This window comes from Bartonella sp. HY761 (assembly GCF_026743145.1).
GTDB lineage: Bacteria > Pseudomonadota > Alphaproteobacteria > Rhizobiales > Rhizobiaceae > HY038.
In genome coordinates, this window is record NZ_CP104887.1 from 1593945 (window position 1) to 1612697 (window position 18753).

Below are 18753 nucleotides of genomic sequence, written 5' to 3' on the forward strand. Positions count from 1 at the left end.
ACAAGCTTTATAAATTAAACTAGACCTTATCGGCAATTAAGCATGACTGCGGTAAAACTATATCATTATTTTTTCAAGGCTTTCATATAAAACTCTTGATTAAAAGTGAAATTAATATGGACGTATTTTATGGCTAACCCTATTAACACAATTGAATTAGAAAAAATGGAGCCAATTGCATCACAATCCTATCGCGATGCAATGAGCCATTTTGCTGGTGCAGTTCATATTGTTACAACCGATGGACTTGCTGGTAAGCGCGGCACAACAATTTCCGCCTGTTGCTCCCTATCAGATTCCCCACCCACCTTACTCATTTGCCTCATGAAAACCCATGCCAATAATCGTCTTTTTATCGATAATGGTCGGTTTTGCGTCAATACTCTTGCAGGCAATTTACATGAACTTGCCGACATATTTGCAGGGCGCGGTGGCCTTAGCCAGGATGAGCGTTTTGCCAAAGCTGAGTGGCACAGTATGAAAACAGATTCGCCCGCCCTTGTTGGCGCCCTTGCTTCATTTGATTGCCGTCTTGTTGGCTGGCATGAGCATGACACTCATTATGTGCTTTATGGCGCGGTCGTCGATATTAAACGCGAATCCGCAGATGATGCTCTGATCTATCTAAACCGTGCCTACCACCATTTACCATTAGCTAAACTACCATAAGAGCCAATTTTTATTTTGGGGCAGAACAGTGGATAGGGTTGATTTATTTAATTTAAAAGCTTGATTTGCTGAATAAGCTTTCATATAAGGCTAAATTGTTGACTATTAATGTTTTGATGGCCCCATATGTCTCCGTAGCTCAGCTGGATAGAGCAGCGGTCTTCTAAACCGCAGGTCGTAGGTTCGAATCCTATCGGAGACGCCATTAAAATCAATTAAATCATATAAATATACAATTTGAACAATCTGAAACTTTAGAACAAACAGTGTATTTGAGACCCGCAATAGTTGGCGCAATTTGTTCTACTTACGTTGCAATGATTAAATTGCAGCTTGTTGATGCGTTAATACAGCCTTCCCCAAAACCAATTGCTCAATGATATATTAAATTTAGACAGGCTTAATATTGGTCAAGCGCATATATTTAAGCGATCAGTGCCTTTGACTTACAGCTTCAAAAAGCCATTATTTTCTTTAGTCGCATAACAACACTTTTTTATATGAAACTAAATCTAAAAATTTTTGTTATTTTTATGATATTATCACAAATTATTTATTAGAATTTGCAAATTTAACATCTTGCAGTTATTCTGATTAATTGGTTGTAGAAAATTTTCATCCAAAAACCATCATTGATGAGTGAAAAACTAGAGCATATTTATACATCGAATTTTTACGAAATAAAATGAAAAGACTAAAAGATATAAAGGTAAAACTATGAGCGAAACGAAACAAAAGATCATTTTAGACTGTGACCCTGGTCACGACGATGCCATTGCCATGTTGTTAGCCCATGGTAATCCTAATATTGAACTTGTAGCTGTAACCACTGTTGTTGGTAACCAGACGCTCGAAAAAGTGACACGCAACGCGCTTGCAGTCGCACGTATTGCTAATATTACCAATGTACCTTTTGCAGCAGGTTGTGTGCGCCCATTAATTCGCGCCATTGAAGTTGCCCCTGATATTCATGGTGATTCTGGTCTTGATGGCCCCGTGCTACCAGAGCCAACACTAAAGCTTGATCCGCGTCACGGTGTTGATCTCATTATTGACACCATCATGTCACATCCGCCTAAAACAATTACAATCGTACCAACTGCCGGCCTTACCAATATTGCTATGGCGGTTAGAAAAGAACCACGCATTGCCGAGCGGGTAAAAGAAGTGGTGCTAATGGGTGGTGGCTATCACGTCGGTAATTGGAGTGCGGTTGCCGAATTCAATATTAAAATTGACCCAGAAGCTGCCCACATCGTCTTTAACGAAAAATGGCCGCTCACCATGGTAGGGCTTGACCTTACCCACCAAGCACTTGCAACGCCCGATATTGTTGAAAAAATTGCTGCGATTGGCACGAAACCTGCTCAATTTGTTGTAGAGCTGTTAGAATTCTTTGGCAAAATGTATAAAGAAGCGCAGGGTTTTACGGCTCCACCAGTACATGATCCTTGTGCGGTTGCCTATGTCATCAATCCAAACCTTATCAAAACTAAGCGTGTTCCGGTTGATATTGAACTCACAGGAACTCTCACTCTTGGTATGACGGTTGCAGATTTCCGTTTCCCAGTTGATGAAAGCTGCCATACGCAAGTAGCAACCGAGCTTGATCGCGAAGGTTTTTGGGATCTCATCATTGATGCGCTAGAGCGCATTGGTGAGGTTAATATTTAAATTACATTCAAGGGCATCTATGATGCCCTTTTTCCCTATATTAAATCACGTATTGTTGATAAATTATGCCATTCTTCATGCATCGTGATGCTGATGCTGTATTTTAACCAAATTCCATATCATACTATTATCAAGCAACATTATTTTGCCATGATTTCGCATATTTCCAATTTATGCCTATAGACATAAATTGGAAATTAAATTATGAATTTACCTTCATTTTTGTAATTATCATACTTTAAACAATGCGGACTCGTAATAAAATGTCAACCGCTTCCTCCAATAGCACTACTAAAAACTCCATCGGCAAGGTTTTGCTTGCAAGCCTTATTGGCACGACTATAGAATTTTTTGATTTTTATGTCTTTGCCATTGCTGCAGCCTTATTCTTTCCTGATATTTTCTTTGCAAAAGGCGATGCGCTAAATCCAGATGCCAACACGCTTGCCGTACTCAGCTCATTTGCCATTTTTTCTGCGGCCTTTTTTGCAAGACCGCTTGGAGCCATTATATTTGGCCATTATGGCGATAAGATTGGTAGAAAAGCCACATTGGTTGCTGCTTTGCTCACCATGGGCATCTCAACTGTCATCATTGGCTGCTTGCCCACCTATAAAGACATCGGTTGGTTTGCGCCTTTGCTACTAACACTTTGTCGCTTTGGTCAAGGTATTGGTCTTGGCGGTGAATGGGGCGGCGCTGTGCTGCTTGCAACCGAAAATGCTCCACCTGAAAAACGCGGTTGGTATGCAATGTTTCCACAACTAGGCGCGCCTATCGGTCTTATTTTATCCGCAGGCTTATTCTGGGCGATGATAACCGTTTTGGATATGGAGCAAATTTACAATTGGGGTTGGCGCATTCCATTTATCGCCAGTATTATCCTTATTGTCGTTGGTCTTTGGGTTCGTCTTTCAATCAGTGAAACCCCGCAATTTAAAGCTGCAATTGAACGTGAAGAACGCGTAAAAGTACCAATGGTAGATGTTTTCACCAAGCATTTGCGTACATTGTTATTAGGAACTTTTGCTGGTATGACTACATTTGTGTTGTTTTACCTGTTTACCGCCTATCTCCTTACTTACTCACAAAAAAATGCAGGGCTAAGCTTTACCCAAGCTTTGGAGGTTGAAATCGCTGGTGCTGTATTTTTTGCACTTTTCATTCCTTTTGCTGGTCGGATTTCTGATATAGTTGGTCGCCGCCGCTTAATGATTTATGTAACCATCTTCATCGCATTATTCTCCTTTACTGTTCCTTATTTCCTCAGCCAAGGTATTTGGGGACTATTTGCAGTATCAATTATTGGCCTATCACTTATGGGCCTAACCTATGGTCCAATTGGTGCGGTATTAGCTTCACCTTTCCCAACTAATATTCGCTATAGTGGCGCGTCGATGACTTTCAATTTGGCTGGAATTTTAGGTGGGTCTTTTGCTCCATTTATCGCGACGTTACTCGTTGATAAGTTTAACAATCTCGCTTATCTTGGCTATTATCTTTGCCTAAGCGCTATAATTTCTTTAATTGCATTCATCGCCTTTAAAGATAAAGAAATCAGTCAGTAGTCGCAATTTGCGAATAGATGCCCAAAAAATAAAAAGCCCTTTCATTCAAGATGAAGGGGCTTTTCTATTAAGTGCATTTTAAAAATCTATTAAGGCGTTGTTTAAGGCGCCAAAATGAGCCAAAATATTGCAAAAGGCGGTAAAAAGGCTAAAAATGTAACCCAAATTGGCAATGGTCGCTTTAAAATACGCCAAAAAACAAGCGTATATATAACTGTAAATAATATGAAACTTACATCAAACGCCATTAAAACATGGGCCTCACCAAAAAGTGATGAATAAATATGACTAAAACCAATGAGAAAAAGCGTTAGTAATGAAGCTGCTAAAGCCCAAGACAAAATAAGAATACGTCGTGCAAGTAACATCTACTAACACCTATCAACGCTTCATAGACTTTACAGTCCGCCATAGTGCATAGCCCCCAAGCGCAATAATAACAACAAAAATCCAACGTCCATATTCTAAATGACTTGGATCAAGCAATGTTTCTGGCTTTGCCAGACCCCAAAGACCAATGGCTATTAATAATATTGGTGTTACTCGCATTTTAAGCTTTTTTCTCCCATTTTTGGTTTTCGTTTTGTTGCCAATAGGTGACCGTATGCCCCGATGTTTTAAACTCTTTCCATTGCGCACGTACACGATTAAGTTGTTCGCCATCATGTCCATCGAATATGATGACAATACGCTCGTAATTATCAAGATTTTTGCACTGCGCTCCCTCAATGCAAAAACGCACTGTTGATTGATTAGGATTTTCGTCTGTGCAAGTTAAGATAACTGGCTGCTCATGAGGCCAAATATCACTATCAAGTCCATGTGGAATAAATGATATTGGTGAAAATGCCCATAAATGCTTATCAATTTCATCACGGCGTTTTTCACTATCAAATTGGATTGAAACGCGCCACTTTCGCTCTAATGAGCGCTCGACAAGACCCGGCAGGGTCCTGTCTAATGTTGATTGTGTTAAGTGATAGAACAGAACTTCACTCAAAACTTAGTCCTCATAATATTCGGCAACAAACCGATCTAATAGGCGTACGCCAAAGCCCGATGCCCATGATTGGTTGTACTCATTTTTAATTGAATCAATAGCTGCACCAGCAATATCAAGGTGGGCCCAAGGAGTATCACCAACAAAGCGTTTTAAAAATTGCGCCGCCGTTACCGAACCAGCCAACCGACCAGTACTGTTGCGCATATCAGCAAATTTCGAATCAACAATCTTGTCATATTCTTTGCCCAATGGCATGCGCCACAATTTCTCACCGGTTAAACGGCCGGCATCAAGTAGATGATCGGCCAATGCATCATCATTAGCAAAAAGACCAGCATGCTCATGCCCAAGAGCCACCATAATAGCCCCAGTCAGTGTTGCCAAATCAATCATCAACTTTGGTTTAAACTTTTCTTTTGTGTACCATAAGGCATCAGCAAGAACTAAGCGACCTTCAGCATCGGTATTGATAATCTCAATCGTCTGCCCTGACATTGATGTAACAATATCACCAGGGCGTTGTGCATCACCATCCGGCATATTTTCAACCAAGCCCACAACACCAACCGCATTTACCTTGGCTTTACGGGCTGCCAAAAGGCGCATTGCACCAACAACTGCGGCGGCTCCCCCCATATCACCTTTCATATCTTCCATACCTGCCCCGCCTTTAAGCGAAATGCCACCAGTATCGAAAACAACACCTTTACCAACAAAGGCAATAGGATTATCTTTAGATGCGCTGCCATTCCAACGCATGATTGCAAGGCGCGGTGGACGCGCAGAGCCACGCGCCACACCTAAAATGGCATTAGCACCAAGCTTGCGTAACTCTTTTTCACCTAGAATTTCAATTTTGAGTCCAAGTTTTTCAAGTTTTTGTATTTCTTCAGAAAATTCAACGGGGCCCAAAATATTCGCAGGCTCATTAATAAGATCACGAGCAAGAATAATTGCCTCAACCATTTGTTGAGACTTTTCAAAGGCGGCACTTAAAAGCTTTTCATCATCAGCTTGAATAGTAAGCTTTACTGGTGCCTTATTATCTTTCTTTGCTTTAGTTTTATATTTATCAAAATCATAGAGCCGCAGCATTATACCGCTTATAAAATCAGCAATATCACGCTTTGACGGTGTAATATCCGCAAAAGAAAGGGCAACGGTAATATTTTGACTACCACCAAATTGTGCCGCAGTTGAACCGCCAAGTTTCATCCAGTCATCAAAATTATATTTATCAACCTCACCAGCACCAATGAGAATAAGACGATCATAACCTTGTTCATTATTTTGAATAGATTCGACAGCGGTGGAAACTTCACCTTTAAAACCATGAACTTTAATTAATTGGTTGACGAAATCTTCATTGGCAATTTTTAAAACCTTATCACTTGGCCTTACATTAGCCCCATTAAATATTATAAAAGTGCCTTTTTTAGGCTTGGCAACGCTGGAAATCTTAGGCGAAATAATCTTTGACATTGAGCATCCCTTTGTTTTGGATTTACTGTTTAATTACACAATTTATGATAGCTTCTTGAAAAAATGTAAAAACCTATGGCAAAAGTAAAATAATTAAGCTTTATATGCGATTCTTATCGGTAATATGATAAATTAAGTTTCATTTTACAAATTGATATTTTTTAAAAGGCCTATTCGCCCAAGAGAGCAGGAGTTTCAACTCTTTTTATGCATTTAATCGAGACCTATATCCTGCGCAGGATTCTAACTTTATTTTTTGCCGTTTTGCTTGGTTCAATCGGGATCGTTTGGATTGTCCAGCTACTTGATCGCATTAATTTTCTAACCACCAGCGGACAAACTTTTTGGACATTTTTTAATTTGTCCACGCTTATTATACCTTCAGTTATTCCGCTCGTTATTCCTTTTGCGCTTGTTATCGCGATTGTTATCATTTTTTATATGATGAACCAAGACTCCGAGCTTGTCGTTATATCTGCTGCGGGTAGTCCGCGTTATGTTATCTGGCGCCCAGTAATATTATTGGCAATTTTAGCATCTATCAGCTCCTTCGCTATTACAAATTATGTTGCACCACATGCCCGCCTCAATATGCGACAAATGTTGGCTTCAGCCAATTCAGATCTAATTAATATGTTCTTACAAACAGGAGCCTTTCGCCAGTTAAAGCAAAATATCTATCTCGAAATTGGCGAACGTACAGCGGATGGAAAAATTGGTGAGCTTTTTATTGTCAATCGCACTGATCCAAACATTGAAATTAATTATTACGCGGTTAGCGGTTATGTTGCCAATAATAAAAATGGAGATTTTTTAGTATTAAAAAATGGTGAAATCCAACGCCGCGAATACAAAACTGGTGATATAAAAATCATTAAATTTGAATCCTATACATTTGATTTAAGTGAATTTGCGCCAGAAGAACGCGGCTCTTTTACCTATCCTAAAGACCAATTCTTATCGGAATTACGCCACCCCAACCCCGATGACCCCAATTTTCAACGCCGTCCACAACAATATACAGCCGAATTGCACCGCAGGTTTTCTTCATGGCTTTATCCAATAGTATTCGCCTTGATTGCGTTGACAACCGTTGGCGACGCGCGCTCACACCGGCAAGGTGGCACATCTGCAATTTTAGTTGCCTTGGGTTGTACGTTTTTTATTTTTTGGCTTGGTTATTTTTTTGGTGACAAGGCCGACAATGATCTTGCTTATATTCCTTTTCTCTATGCGGTTCCCATTTTATCAATTATGTTCCTGTCATTTCTATTACTGACAAATCGTCAATTATCTATACCGCAAATTTGGCAAGATAGTTTAGCAAAAGTGTTTTCGAAAGTTCGATTTAAAAAAACTAAGAAAGCAGCGAATGAAGGAGTCCAAAAATGATTGGCTGGACACTTGGACGCTATTTTTTCATTCGTTATATCCGTATTACTTTTTACTTTGTCATCGGTATTTTCACCCTTGCCATGTTAATAGATTTTTCTGAAAATGCGGGGCGACTTGCGTCTCTCCCCGGCTATTCAGCTTTAGGCGCTTTTGCTTTATCTGCCTTGCGCATTCCTTTTATCATGCAACAACTCTTTCCCTTTGTTGCTTTATTTTCAGCAATGGCAACATTAATGTCTCTTAATCGCCGATTCGAGCTTGTGGTGGCACGCTCTATAGGGCTTTCTGCTTGGCAATTTTTATTGCCTGCTTGTGTAGGGGCGTTACTATTTGGCCTTGCAGCAGTGGTCATCGTTAACCCACTTGCAGCTTGGAGCCAAGCAAAAGCAGAAAGCCTTATTGCTCAATGGACTAATCCAACCAATATTGCAATTAGCGCAAAAGACAATCGTGTTCCTTGGCTAACACAAAGCACTGGGAATAGCAGGATAACTATTGGTGCTGCATTGATTCTCGAAAAAGGTCGCGTTTTACAAAATGCTGTATTTGTTCGCTATAATGATGACAAAACAATAAAAGACTGGCTAAATGCTAGCACCGCAACCTTAGAAACTGGCAAATGGATTTTGGACAATGTAACTCAAACCAGTGCAGGCGCGCCACCCAAGTCTTTTAAAACATTGGAAATACCGACCCAGCTACGCCCCGAATATTTAGAGGAGCGCCTAGCAGATCCAACAACCATTCCGTTTTATGAACTTCCTCATAAAATTGAGGTCGCACGTTCTTTTGGGTATTCTGCAAATAATTTTAACATGCAACTGCAATCTCTCATTGCATTACCTGCCCTTCTTGTGGCAATGACATTAATCGCAGCAACTGTTTCATTGAAATTTGTACGATTTGGCCAGTCTGGTATTATGATTTTAGCTGGCATCCTTGCAGGTTTCGTGCTTTATGTTGTATCGGTAATGGTTAAAGCTTTTGGTGATGCAGGTTATGTCCCCCCCATAGTCGCTGCATGGGTACCAGTTTTAATTGCAATGTTCTTTGGAGTTTCTTTCTTGCTCCATAAGGAGGATGGCTAGTGAATAAATTAAATAAACACAGTAATTACATTGGTTACCTACAGGCCTTGGCTTGTGGTACAGCACTTGCTTGTGTTTTAGGAACTGTAGGACTACCTTCCTCTGCCTATACCCAAAATATTGGCTCTTTAACCACTAGTAATTCTGCTAATAATAACGCTCCAATGTTATTATCAGCTGATGAAATGGTAATGGATCGAGATCAGCATACAGTAACTGCTCGAGGCAATGTTCAAATTGAATATAATGGTAACCGTATTGTTGCACGAGAGGTTACCTACAACCAACAAACTAAGCGTGTGATGGGGCGTGGCAATGTAGAGATTGTCGATGCAAAAGGTGTAAAAGTTTATGCCCAAGAAGTTGATTTAACCGACGATCTTGGTGAAGGATTTGTGAATAGCCTTCGTGCTGAAACCGCCGATAATACACGTTTTGCAGCTGAAAGCGCTGAGCGCAGTGGCGGACAAATGACCGTCTTTAATAACGGCGCCTATACAGCTTGTGAGCCTTGTTACCAAAAGCCTGATAGTGAAGTGCTTTGGCAGGTTAAAGCGCGCAAAATTATCTGGAACGGCACAACTAAAACCATGCGCTTTGAAGATAGTCGCTTTGAAGTATATGGTGTACCGATTGCTTGGTTTCCTGTTTTTGAAATGGCCGATCCTTCAGTCAAAAGAAAGAGCGGTTTTCTTTCACCTAGCTTTATTTATAAAGATAATTTAGGGTTTGGTGTTTCAAGCGGCTATTTCTGGAATTTAGCACCCAACTATGATTTTACTTTGTCAACAACTGGCTATTCCAAGCAAGGCGCATTGGTCTCGGGTGAATGGCGGCATCGTTTAGAAAACGGTAGCTATGACATTCGCTTAAATTACATCAACCAATTAAATCGTGACGACTTTGATAGCTGGTCAATTGATAAGCGCCAAACTAATCGCTACTCTTTGACTACTAAGGGCGATTTTAATATTAATCCGCGCTGGAATTTTGGTTGGGACATTCTTGCACAATCAGATCGTAATTTTAGCAGAACCTACGGTATTTCTGATTATAATTCGGAGGTTAACCGGTCACAAATATACTTGACTGGTTTGAATAAGCGCAATTATTTTGACATGCGCTTTTATCACTTCGATGTTCAAGAAGATCTATTAAAATCAAATAGCAGTGAACGTAATACCAAACAACCTTGGGTTTTACCAAGGATTGATTATTCGTTCATTCCTGATGAAGCTGTTTTCGGCGGTGAGTTAAAGGTTACGTCAAACTTCCAATCACTATATAGAGAAAATGCCGATTATGCATTTGCTGACTGGAATGGAAACGCGCTTGACAGAGCGCGCTTAGCCGGCATCAATGGAACATCAACACGCTTAACTGGCGAACTTGAATGGAAGCGTGATTTTATATCTGAGCAAGGTTTGGTGATAACACCGTTATTTGCTTTGCGCGGCGATGGTTTTGTAATATCGCCGGACGATAATTATAGCAAAGCGCTATCATCTAGCTTAGACTATAGCAAATTTGATATTAAAGATAATGCCTTGCGTGGCATGGCTACAGCTGGCTTGGAAGTGCGCTATCCAATTTTAATAAGTGCGGGCAGTTCAACCCATATCATTGAGCCAACCGCACAAATTTATGCTCGCAATAATGAACAATATGCTGGGCGCTTAACCAATGAGGATGCACAAAGTTTCGTATTTGATGCAACTACATTATTTGAGCGCGACAAGTTTTCGGGATATGATCGCGTAGAAGGCGGCACTAGAGCCAATTTGGGTGTACGTTATTCTGGCAACTTTGATAATAACTGGTCGCTTTATGGCCTAGCAGGACAGTCATTCCAACTCGGCGGCATAAATTCATTTGATAGCAGTGACTTGGTTAGCGTTGGCTCCAATTCTGGCCTTGAAACCGCACGCTCTGATTATGTAGCAATGCTTGGCTTATCTGATGGTGCAGGCCTATCCTTGGCAACGCGTGGGCGCTTTGATGAAAGAACCTTGCAAGTGCGGCGCGGTGAAATAGATCTTCGCAAGCAATGGTCCAGTCTATCGCTAGGAACGCAATACGCCTATATTGAGCGCCAAGCTAATTATGGCTATTCTGATGACCGTCAAGAAGTTTCAGTTAATGGAAGCGTTAAAATAATTAACAATTGGAATATATCAGCCAATACTAGCTATGATATTGTTTCAGAGACGGTTGTGCGCGCGGGTACCGCAATAAATTATCAAGATGAATGCTTTGGTATTCTTTTTGGTTATTCGCAAACTCGCAATCCAGGAGAAACCGCATCTTCGCATAATTGGAATTTTATGCTATCATTTCGTACAATTGGTGATTTTGGATCAGGGACCGCCCGTTAATTTTACACTTGTTAATATGGTTCGTTATGGACCTGTCATTGTTTTGCCTTTTATTTTATTATAATTGTGTTAAAACATATGTCGTTATGACATCGAATAAGATGAGAGCTTGAAATATGGTAAGAATAAAAAGCCGCCTTTTTGCATATTTAATGTCTGCGGCCTTAAGTGTTAGTTTTGTTGGTAGTGATTTTGCAGGCTTGCATGCAGCTCAAGCAGCATCAACAACCGTTGCCTTGGTAGTAAATGGCAATGCAATCACAAATCTTGACATTGAACAGCGTAAAGCGTTTCTAAAGGTTCAAAACCGCGGCGGTAATCTTACCCAGTTAGCTCGCGAAGAGTTAACTGACGAAATGTTAAAGCGTGTAGAAATGAAACGCCGCAACATTGAAGTCAGTCTACAAGAAGTTAATGCTGCATATGACAATTTTGCCGCGCGCAATAATATGTCCCCTCAGCAAATGGGACAAATGTTAACGCAAGCAGGTTTGACACCAGCCCATTTTAAAGCTTATATCATGGTGCAAATGGGATGGGGTCGCTTGGTCAGCGCGCGTTTCCGTGCTGAAGGTATGGTTTCCGAAGGGGAAGCTGTACAACGTATGTTAAAAAATGGTGGTGTTAAACCAACCGCTAATGAATATCTTATACAGCAAGTGATATTTGTTATACCTGCAAACCGTCGTGGTGCAATATTAGGTCAGCGCCGCCAAGAGGCCAATGCTTTACGTTCACGCGTTAATGGATGTGATTCTACCCGTGAATTAGTAAAAGGCAAAATTGATATTACTATCCGTAACCTTGGGCGTGTGCTTGAGCAACAATTACCGCCTGAGTGGGAAAAGACAATTAAAGCAACAAGTGTTGGCAAAGCCACAGCCGTGCAAGAAACCGCTCGCGGTGTTGAATTTTTGACTATTTGTTCCATTCGCAAAGTCAATGATGACCGCGTAGCTCAGCTTGTTTTTTCTATTCAAGAAGGTAATAATAGCGAAGCTAAAGCATCTCAGCTTGAAAAGAAATATATTGCTGAACTTAGAAAATCAGCACGGATTCAAACACCTTAATGCTGCCTATTGCTCTATCATCTGGGGATCCTTCTGGAATAGGCTTGGAAATTGCTTTGAAGGCTTGGCTTAACCGCAAGCCTTCAAACTTACCGCCTTTTTTTATTATTGGTGACGCAAATATTATAGCGAAACGCGCTAAGTTATTTGATCTTGATGTTGATATCCATATCAGCACGCCAAATAATCCTGCAGAAAATTTTGATTATTCTTTACCTGTTCTACCTTTGATAAATCATCAAATTGATCAGGTTGGCGTACCCTTAACGAAAAATGCCGCTGGCATTATTGAGGCAATTGAACAAGCTGTTGAGTTAGTTTTTGATAAAAAAGCAAGAGCTATTGTCACCTGCCCTATTGCAAAAATTAACTTATATGAATCTGGGTTTGGGTTTCCTGGTCATACTGAATTTTTAGCAGACCTAGCGCAACGCTATATAGGACAACCAGTTAAGCCTGTTATGATGCTAGCAGGGCCCGAGCTGCGAACGGTTCCAGTGACGGTACATATTCCTTTGAAGCAAGTACCACAAGTACTGACTAAAGAGCTCATTATCGAAATAGCAACAACTTGTAATGATGATCTTATCCATAAATTTGGCATTAGTGCGCCACGTATCGCCATAGCTGGGCTAAACCCTCATGCAGGTGAGTCAGGCGCCATGGGCGTGGAAGATAGGGATATTATTCAACCTGCTATTGATATTTTACGCCAACAAGGTCTTATTATCACCAATCCCCTGCCATCAGACACTATGTTTCATGCACGAGCACGCGCAAATTATGATGTTGCCCTTTGTATGTACCATGATCAAGCGCTAATTCCAGTAAAGACAATTGGCTTTGATGATACTGTTAATGTGACTTTGGGATTGCCTTTCATTCGAACATCTCCAGACCATGGTACCGCCTTTGATATCGCTAATAAGGGTATTGCGCTACCTGATAGTTTGATTGCAGCGATTAAGCTCGCAGATAAATTATCACAAAGCCATACTGAGTAACTTTAACCAAGCTTGCTACCATTATTTTAAATGCTAAAGCCTTTAGCAATGCTGACTTCTCTAGTTTTTAGGATTTTTAAATAATTATCGGTCAATTGTATGATATCTTGCATTTACCATTACAATCAGCTACCGATGCGAAAGATATTTAGAAATTTAAGGTATAACATGGCCATTGATAATCTCCCCCCATTGCGTGACGTTATCGAGACATTCGGTCTATCCGCCAAAAAATCACTTGGCCAAAACTTTTTATTTGATCTTAACCTAACCACAAAAATTGCCAAGCAAGCTGGCGATTTGCAAGATAAGCCGGTTTTAGAAATTGGTCCCGGTCCCGGTGGATTAACACGTGCGTTATTAGCGCAAGGCGCAATTGTAACTGCAATTGAACGTGACGAGCGCTGTCTTGCGGCATTAGACGAGATTTCACGCGCATACCCAAATCGTTTAAATATTATTCATGGTGATGCGTTAGAAATAAAATATACTGAACTATATTCAAATATTGAGGAAAAACCACGCATCATTGCGAATCTACCCTATAATGTTGGTACCCAATTATTGATCAATTGGTTATTAACCGAACCATGGCCACCTTTCTATCACTCTCTTACCTTGATGTTTCAAAAAGAAGTAGCTCAACGTGTTGTAGCCAAAGCAAATGATGATCACTATGGACGACTTGGCGTTTTAGCTGGCTGGCGCACACAAGCTCGCATAGCTTTTGACGTACCACCTCAGGCTTTTACTCCTCCTCCCAAGGTAACATCGTCTATCGTTCACCTTATACCTAGAGATGAGCCATTAACCGTCAACGTTGCAAAGCTAGAACAGGTGACACTTGCGGCCTTTGGTCAAAGACGCAAAATGTTACGCCAAAGTCTTAAAAGTCTCGGTGGTGAGCAACTGCTTAATAAGGCTAACATCGACCCTACTCGGCGGGCGGAAACCTTAGACATTGAGGACTTTGTCAAACTAGCAAATTTAATATAGCCTTCTCAACACAAGCTACATTAATAAATAGTTGTAGGTTGAGCTATTTAAAAATATTTCATTTTTGTATTTTATGATAACAAAAAATAATCTAATCATTTATTAAGCGATCGAATATCTGCTTGCTTTACATATGTTTATGCTAAGATAAACATCCCGAAATTATGAATTGAATCAATCATAATAAGTGGTCATTTATCGGTAAAATACTATTTGGGGTTCTAATTACATACAAGATGTGGTGTTTGAAATTGATAGACATAAGATACAGATGCGCGACACCTAATTGTTTAACAAAAAAATAATACTAAGCCTTTTTGCATAAAGTCAAAGTATTGCTTAAAAAATACACGAAACAGTCACAAATATTTCTTGGAGTCAGAACCTAGAACCTCACTGAAAATTTAATTGAGTATCACAATCCTTTATTAATTCACTTTGTTTGGAAAAACGAAAGGAAGGATAATCAATTGGACTGATACTCCCGATAAACAGTATAACACAAGAAATTGCGTTAATTTAAACAATTGCACTGATGGTGAATGGGCAAATAATTAAGCGGGTTTTGACTTTGTTCTTGCAATGTTGGTTCCCCACAAGCAAGAAGATCGTGATATCGGGAACCCTTTAATAAACAGCCAATACAGTTTGTAGGATTGATCATTGATCCAAAGACTTTGCGCCATTTACATTGATTGAATATCATTTTTATTGATTGCGGGATGTAGGCTTACTTGACCTTATTGATCAAGCGCTTGTCGTTTTTTTGAGTTTAATCTACGAGCAAGCTAAACAGCCAAGCATAGCAATTATTGTAACCAATCTGTAAAAATAGCCGAAAGTAGCGGCATTGGGATATTACTTAAAAGATAGTTATTGAAAAATTAAGGGGCTGTCCTAGATAATTGTTATAAACTATCTCTTACTAATTGTTTTAAAAGGAAAAATTGAAATTTTGGGTCGCTGTTGTTAAAACGCCATTCACATTCTTTCAAAAATAGATAAAAATGCTCTCGAGGAATGCCATTAAATTTACGTAAATGGCGCTTGGCTTGGTTCCAAAAATTCTCAATTCCATTGATATGATTGTGCTTATCTGCAAATAATTTGCTATGATTAATACGATAATGAATAAACTCACTAACGTCAAGAACATCATAACTGCGATAAGTATCGGTATAAACTATGCTATCAGGTTTGACATGTTCCTTAATAATAGGAACTAAGGTGACGGCTCGAGTATTGGGAACTAGAACCGTATAAACCTTACCATCACGCTTTAAAAGCCCAAATACTGGTACTTTTCCCAAAGCTCCTCGTCCACGCTTCCCCTTGCGCCTTCCTCCAAAATAAGATTCGTCAGCCTCAACTTCACCTTCAAACATTTCCAAATGATCACTATGAAGATAAATCAGACAACGAAGGCGATGAAAATAATAAGCAGCTGTTGTTTTGTTAACACCAACTAAGGCAGCTGCTGTTCTCGCTGTTGAGCCAGCTATAAATAATTCTACAAGCTTGCATTGCTTATACCAACTTAAACGACTTTTTCTCATGGGCTAACCTTAGATAATTTACGTTATCTAGGACAGCCCCAAAAATAAAGCGTCTTAATTGATGCATAACGCTGATAAAGAATTGGGAAAAGACTGCAGCTTCTCAATCATTTGATTAATTAAATCAAATATTGATTTATCATATAAATCCAATAATTATCAGAGACACAACTCAAACACAGGCTTTGAAATTGCTAGAATAAGCAATCAATCTCCATCATTCATTTCAAGACCTAATTGTGGAGTACAAAAAGAACGTTTGCCACGGTCTTCAATAAAATTCAACATATCAATAACCGCTAATGAATCAGGATATTGTGCACGCACATCCTGGGCACGTTCCTTAATTGGCTTAGTACGATCAAACAGCATATTAACCGCATGACGCATTGCATGAATCTCAACGCGTTGAAGACCAGATCGTTTCATTCCTATAATATTCAAGCCACCAAGATGGGCATGAACTCCAATAGCACTACCAAAAGGAATAAGATCACCCACTAATGCAGCCAAACCACCAACAAATGCATGATGACCGACCCGAGCAAACTGGTGGACAGCTCCGCCGCCGCCAATAATAACATGATCACCTATAACGACATGGCCGCCAATCATGACATTATTAGAAAATGTTACATGATTACCTAATATACAATCATGTGCTACATGCGCATAAGCAAGAAATTGACAATCATCACCAATAATAGTCGTCCCCAACGCATTATCAGAACCGCGATGCATGGTAACACCTTCGCGGATAATACAATTTTTACCGATCACAAGGGTAGTGCGTCCACCTTTATGCTTGTTGTTTTGTGGATCCGCTCCCAAAATAGCATGTGGATATACTTTTGCACCCTCGCCTAAGCTTGTTGCTCCCATAATGACGACATGGCTCATCAGCTCACAATTATCGCCAATTTCAGCGTCGGCACTAATATGGCAAAATGGACCAATAATAACATTATCGCCAAGCTTGGCACCGGCTTCAACTAATGCAGTTGGATGAATTTGAGCAGCAGCCATAATAGTCACCTTCACTTAGTTTTCATTTTAAAAAATATTATAAACGTCCAATTTCCATCAAACTTTTAAAAAAGTTACTAATTTGGATAGAAAGTTTTATCATACATATTAGAAAATTATTTGTCACACGAACAAAAACTTGCAAAATCTTGTTAAATGAAAACCTGCTCTTTAAAGCTTTAGGTTTTCGCAAAACATCATAAAATTGAAATAAAGGTTGCAGCCATATGTTAGACAGAACCCACTATTTAAACAATAAACGATCAGCGAACCTGCAAAAAACGAAGACGAAAAATCAGTTAACTACTTACTTTTTGCATCTATCATTGCCGTCACTTCAGCCTCGGCAACCTTATCACCATCAACCTCAGCAATGCAGGCGAATTTAACAATATTACCGCGCCCCTTTACCTTCTTTACATGTAAAAGAAGTTGATCACCTGGGACTACAGGTTTGCGAAATTTAGCATTATCAATAGTCATAAAATAGACTACACCAGGTCGATCGACACCACGCTCATGAAGACAAATCGCACCAGCAGTTTGCGCCATAGCTTCAATAATTAACACACCTGGCATAATAGGATTTTCTGGAAAATGCCCCATAAAATGCGGTTCATTAATGGTTACATTTTTCACACCGGTCGCAGAAACATCCGATTGAATATTAATAATTCGATCAATAAGTAGAAACGGATATCTATGCGGCAAAGTAGCTAGAATTTTCATAATATCCATTGACGTCAAAACCGTGCCGGCATCGATCGCATTCATTATTTTTTCTCCTTGGGTTGACGGCCGATACTGCGCAAGGCAGCAACTTCTCTAAACCATTGCTTGAATGGCCGAGCCGGAATACCGCCCCATTTTTCGCCATCGGGGATATCATTCATAACACCACTTGCAGCAGCAATCTGTACATTGGATCCTATAATGGTATGATCTGCAAGTCCAACACGTCCACCTAACTGCGTAAAATCACCGATTGTTACGCTGCCTGCAATACCACAATGGGCGGCAATAAGACAGTAGCGACCAATATGAACATTGTGTGCTATTTGAACCAAATTATCAATTTTAGTACCCTCGCCAATGATTGTATCACGCAATGCGCCACGATCAATCGTTGAATTAGCTCCTACTTCAACATGATCTTGTAAAATGACCCTACCAAGTTGCGGAACTTTTTCAATTCCACGCGGACCACCGACATAGCCAAATCCATCTTGACCAATACGACATCCCGAATAAAGGTAAACGTGATTGCCTAGCAAAGAATATTGTACTGATACGTTGGGCGCAATATAACAATTACGGCCAATTTTACAATTTTCGCCGATTACTGATGTTGCAGAAATTACGCTATTGGCGCCAATTACAACGTTTTTTCCAATAACTGCTCCAGCTTCAACCGTTACATTATCTTCTAATTGCGCAGTGCTATCAATAAAGGCATTGGGAGATATCCCCCAACATCCTGTTGCCGGATATGGCTCTACAGAGGGAGGAAACAGAATACGGCCTACAAGCGAAAAATCACTGTGAGGATTTGATGAAACAAGAATAGCAATGCCTGCAGGAATAATAGAAACTAATTGTTCTGGACAAAAGATTGCTGAAGCTACAAGCGTCTTCAACGAATCGCTATATTTTTTATTATCGATAAAAGTAAGACAACCTTCGGTGGCATTATCTAGCGGCGCAAGCCTATTTATAACGACGTCAGCCAATTCAGATTGCAATAAACGAGCACCAGTAAGAGATGCCGCCTTTTGGGCAGACATCTCTTGAGATGGGACAAAAAACTTCGTATCCAACATCAAAACACTTTCTCTCCTTGCTTAACA

The 18753-nt window shown here is 40.0% G+C and carries 17 protein-coding genes and 1 tRNA gene; 11 read left to right on the forward strand and 7 right to left on the reverse strand.

Features of this window, described 5'->3' with window-relative positions:
* The first annotated feature begins 129 nt into the window (after positions 1-129).
* The 5 genes from N6A79_RS06840 (at position 130) to N6A79_RS06860 (ending at position 4193) form a co-directional block, all read left to right on the forward strand.
* Complete coding sequence (locus N6A79_RS06840) at positions 130-669, forward strand: flavin reductase (RefSeq protein WP_268547477.1); 540 nt, start codon at positions 130-132, stop codon at positions 667-669.
* Between the two features lie 128 nt (positions 670-797).
* Positions 798-874 (forward strand) — tRNA-Arg (locus tag N6A79_RS06845).
* Between the two features lie 512 nt (positions 875-1386).
* Complete coding sequence (gene uriH, locus N6A79_RS06850; protein WP_268547478.1) at positions 1387-2343, forward strand: uridine-preferring nucleoside hydrolase UriH; 957 nt, start codon at positions 1387-1389, stop codon at positions 2341-2343.
* Between the two features lie 263 nt (positions 2344-2606).
* Entirely contained in the window at positions 2607-3911 is a 1305-nt protein-coding gene (locus tag N6A79_RS06855; protein WP_262080466.1) for an MFS transporter, read from the forward strand.
* 114 nt (positions 3912-4025) lie between these two features.
* Complete coding sequence (locus N6A79_RS06860; RefSeq protein ID WP_268547479.1) at positions 4026-4193, forward strand: hypothetical protein; 168 nt, start codon at positions 4026-4028, stop codon at positions 4191-4193.
* 99 nt (positions 4194-4292) lie between these two features.
* On the opposite strand, the gene N6A79_RS06865 is transcribed toward N6A79_RS06860, so the two are convergent.
* The 3 genes from N6A79_RS06865 to N6A79_RS06875 are packed head-to-tail and all read right to left on the reverse strand — an operon-like array spanning position 4293 to position 6396.
* Entirely contained in the window at positions 4293-4460 is a 168-nt protein-coding gene (locus N6A79_RS06865; RefSeq protein WP_268547480.1) for a hypothetical protein, read from the reverse strand.
* 1 nt (position 4461) lies between these two features.
* Positions 4462-4911, reverse strand: a complete 450-nt coding sequence (locus tag N6A79_RS06870) for a DNA polymerase III subunit chi (protein ID WP_268547481.1) — start codon at positions 4909-4911, stop codon at positions 4462-4464.
* Between the two features lie 3 nt (positions 4912-4914).
* Positions 4915-6396 carry a leucyl aminopeptidase gene (locus N6A79_RS06875; protein WP_262080474.1) on the reverse strand — a complete coding sequence of 494 codons (1482 nt, stop codon included), beginning with the start codon at positions 6394-6396 and terminating at the stop codon, positions 4915-4917.
* Between the two features lie 207 nt (positions 6397-6603).
* On the opposite strand from N6A79_RS06875, the gene lptF reads away from it, so the two are divergent.
* The 6 genes from lptF (at position 6604) to rsmA (ending at position 14324) form a co-directional block, all read left to right on the forward strand.
* Positions 6604-7788: an LPS export ABC transporter permease LptF gene (gene lptF, locus N6A79_RS06880; protein WP_182419460.1), complete on the forward strand. Its 1185-nt coding sequence runs from the start codon at positions 6604-6606 to the stop codon at positions 7786-7788.
* Positions 7785-8879, forward strand: a complete 1095-nt coding sequence (lptG, locus tag N6A79_RS06885; protein WP_268547482.1) for an LPS export ABC transporter permease LptG — start codon at positions 7785-7787, stop codon at positions 8877-8879. Before lptF ends, lptG begins: the two co-directional genes overlap by 4 nt.
* Complete coding sequence (locus N6A79_RS06890; RefSeq protein WP_268547483.1) at positions 8879-11254, forward strand: LPS-assembly protein LptD; 2376 nt, start codon at positions 8879-8881, stop codon at positions 11252-11254. Before lptG ends, N6A79_RS06890 begins: the two co-directional genes overlap by 1 nt.
* 116 nt (positions 11255-11370) lie before the next feature.
* Complete coding sequence (locus N6A79_RS06895; protein ID WP_182419463.1) at positions 11371-12324, forward strand: peptidylprolyl isomerase; 954 nt, start codon at positions 11371-11373, stop codon at positions 12322-12324.
* Positions 12324-13328, forward strand: a complete 1005-nt coding sequence (gene pdxA / locus N6A79_RS06900; protein WP_268547484.1) for a 4-hydroxythreonine-4-phosphate dehydrogenase PdxA — start codon at positions 12324-12326, stop codon at positions 13326-13328. The genes N6A79_RS06895 and pdxA overlap by 1 nt, the downstream gene beginning before the upstream one ends.
* Positions 13329-13496: 168 nt before the next feature.
* The gene (gene rsmA / locus N6A79_RS06905) at positions 13497-14324 is read left to right on the forward strand and encodes a 16S rRNA (adenine(1518)-N(6)/adenine(1519)-N(6))-dimethyltransferase RsmA (RefSeq protein WP_262080481.1); all 828 of its coding nucleotides are present in this window, start codon (positions 13497-13499) and stop codon (positions 14322-14324) included.
* A gap of 908 nt (positions 14325-15232) precedes the next feature.
* Here rsmA and N6A79_RS06910 read toward each other — a convergent pair.
* From N6A79_RS06910 to lpxD, 4 genes are all read right to left on the reverse strand, one after another.
* Positions 15233-15880, reverse strand: a complete 648-nt coding sequence (locus tag N6A79_RS06910; RefSeq protein ID WP_268547485.1) for an IS1595-like element ISBta1 family transposase — start codon at positions 15878-15880, stop codon at positions 15233-15235.
* Between the two features lie 207 nt (positions 15881-16087).
* Positions 16088-16906: an acyl-ACP--UDP-N-acetylglucosamine O-acyltransferase gene (lpxA, locus tag N6A79_RS06915; protein ID WP_268547486.1), complete on the reverse strand. Its 819-nt coding sequence runs from the start codon at positions 16904-16906 to the stop codon at positions 16088-16090.
* A 303-nt stretch (positions 16907-17209) separates the two neighbouring features.
* Positions 17210-17680, reverse strand: a complete 471-nt coding sequence (gene fabZ, locus N6A79_RS06920; RefSeq protein ID WP_182419467.1) for a 3-hydroxyacyl-ACP dehydratase FabZ — start codon at positions 17678-17680, stop codon at positions 17210-17212.
* Positions 17680-18726, reverse strand: a complete 1047-nt coding sequence (gene lpxD, locus N6A79_RS06925) for a UDP-3-O-(3-hydroxymyristoyl)glucosamine N-acyltransferase (RefSeq protein WP_268547487.1) — start codon at positions 18724-18726, stop codon at positions 17680-17682. Before lpxD ends, fabZ begins: the two co-directional genes overlap by 1 nt.
* Positions 18727-18753: the final 27 nt, after the last annotated feature.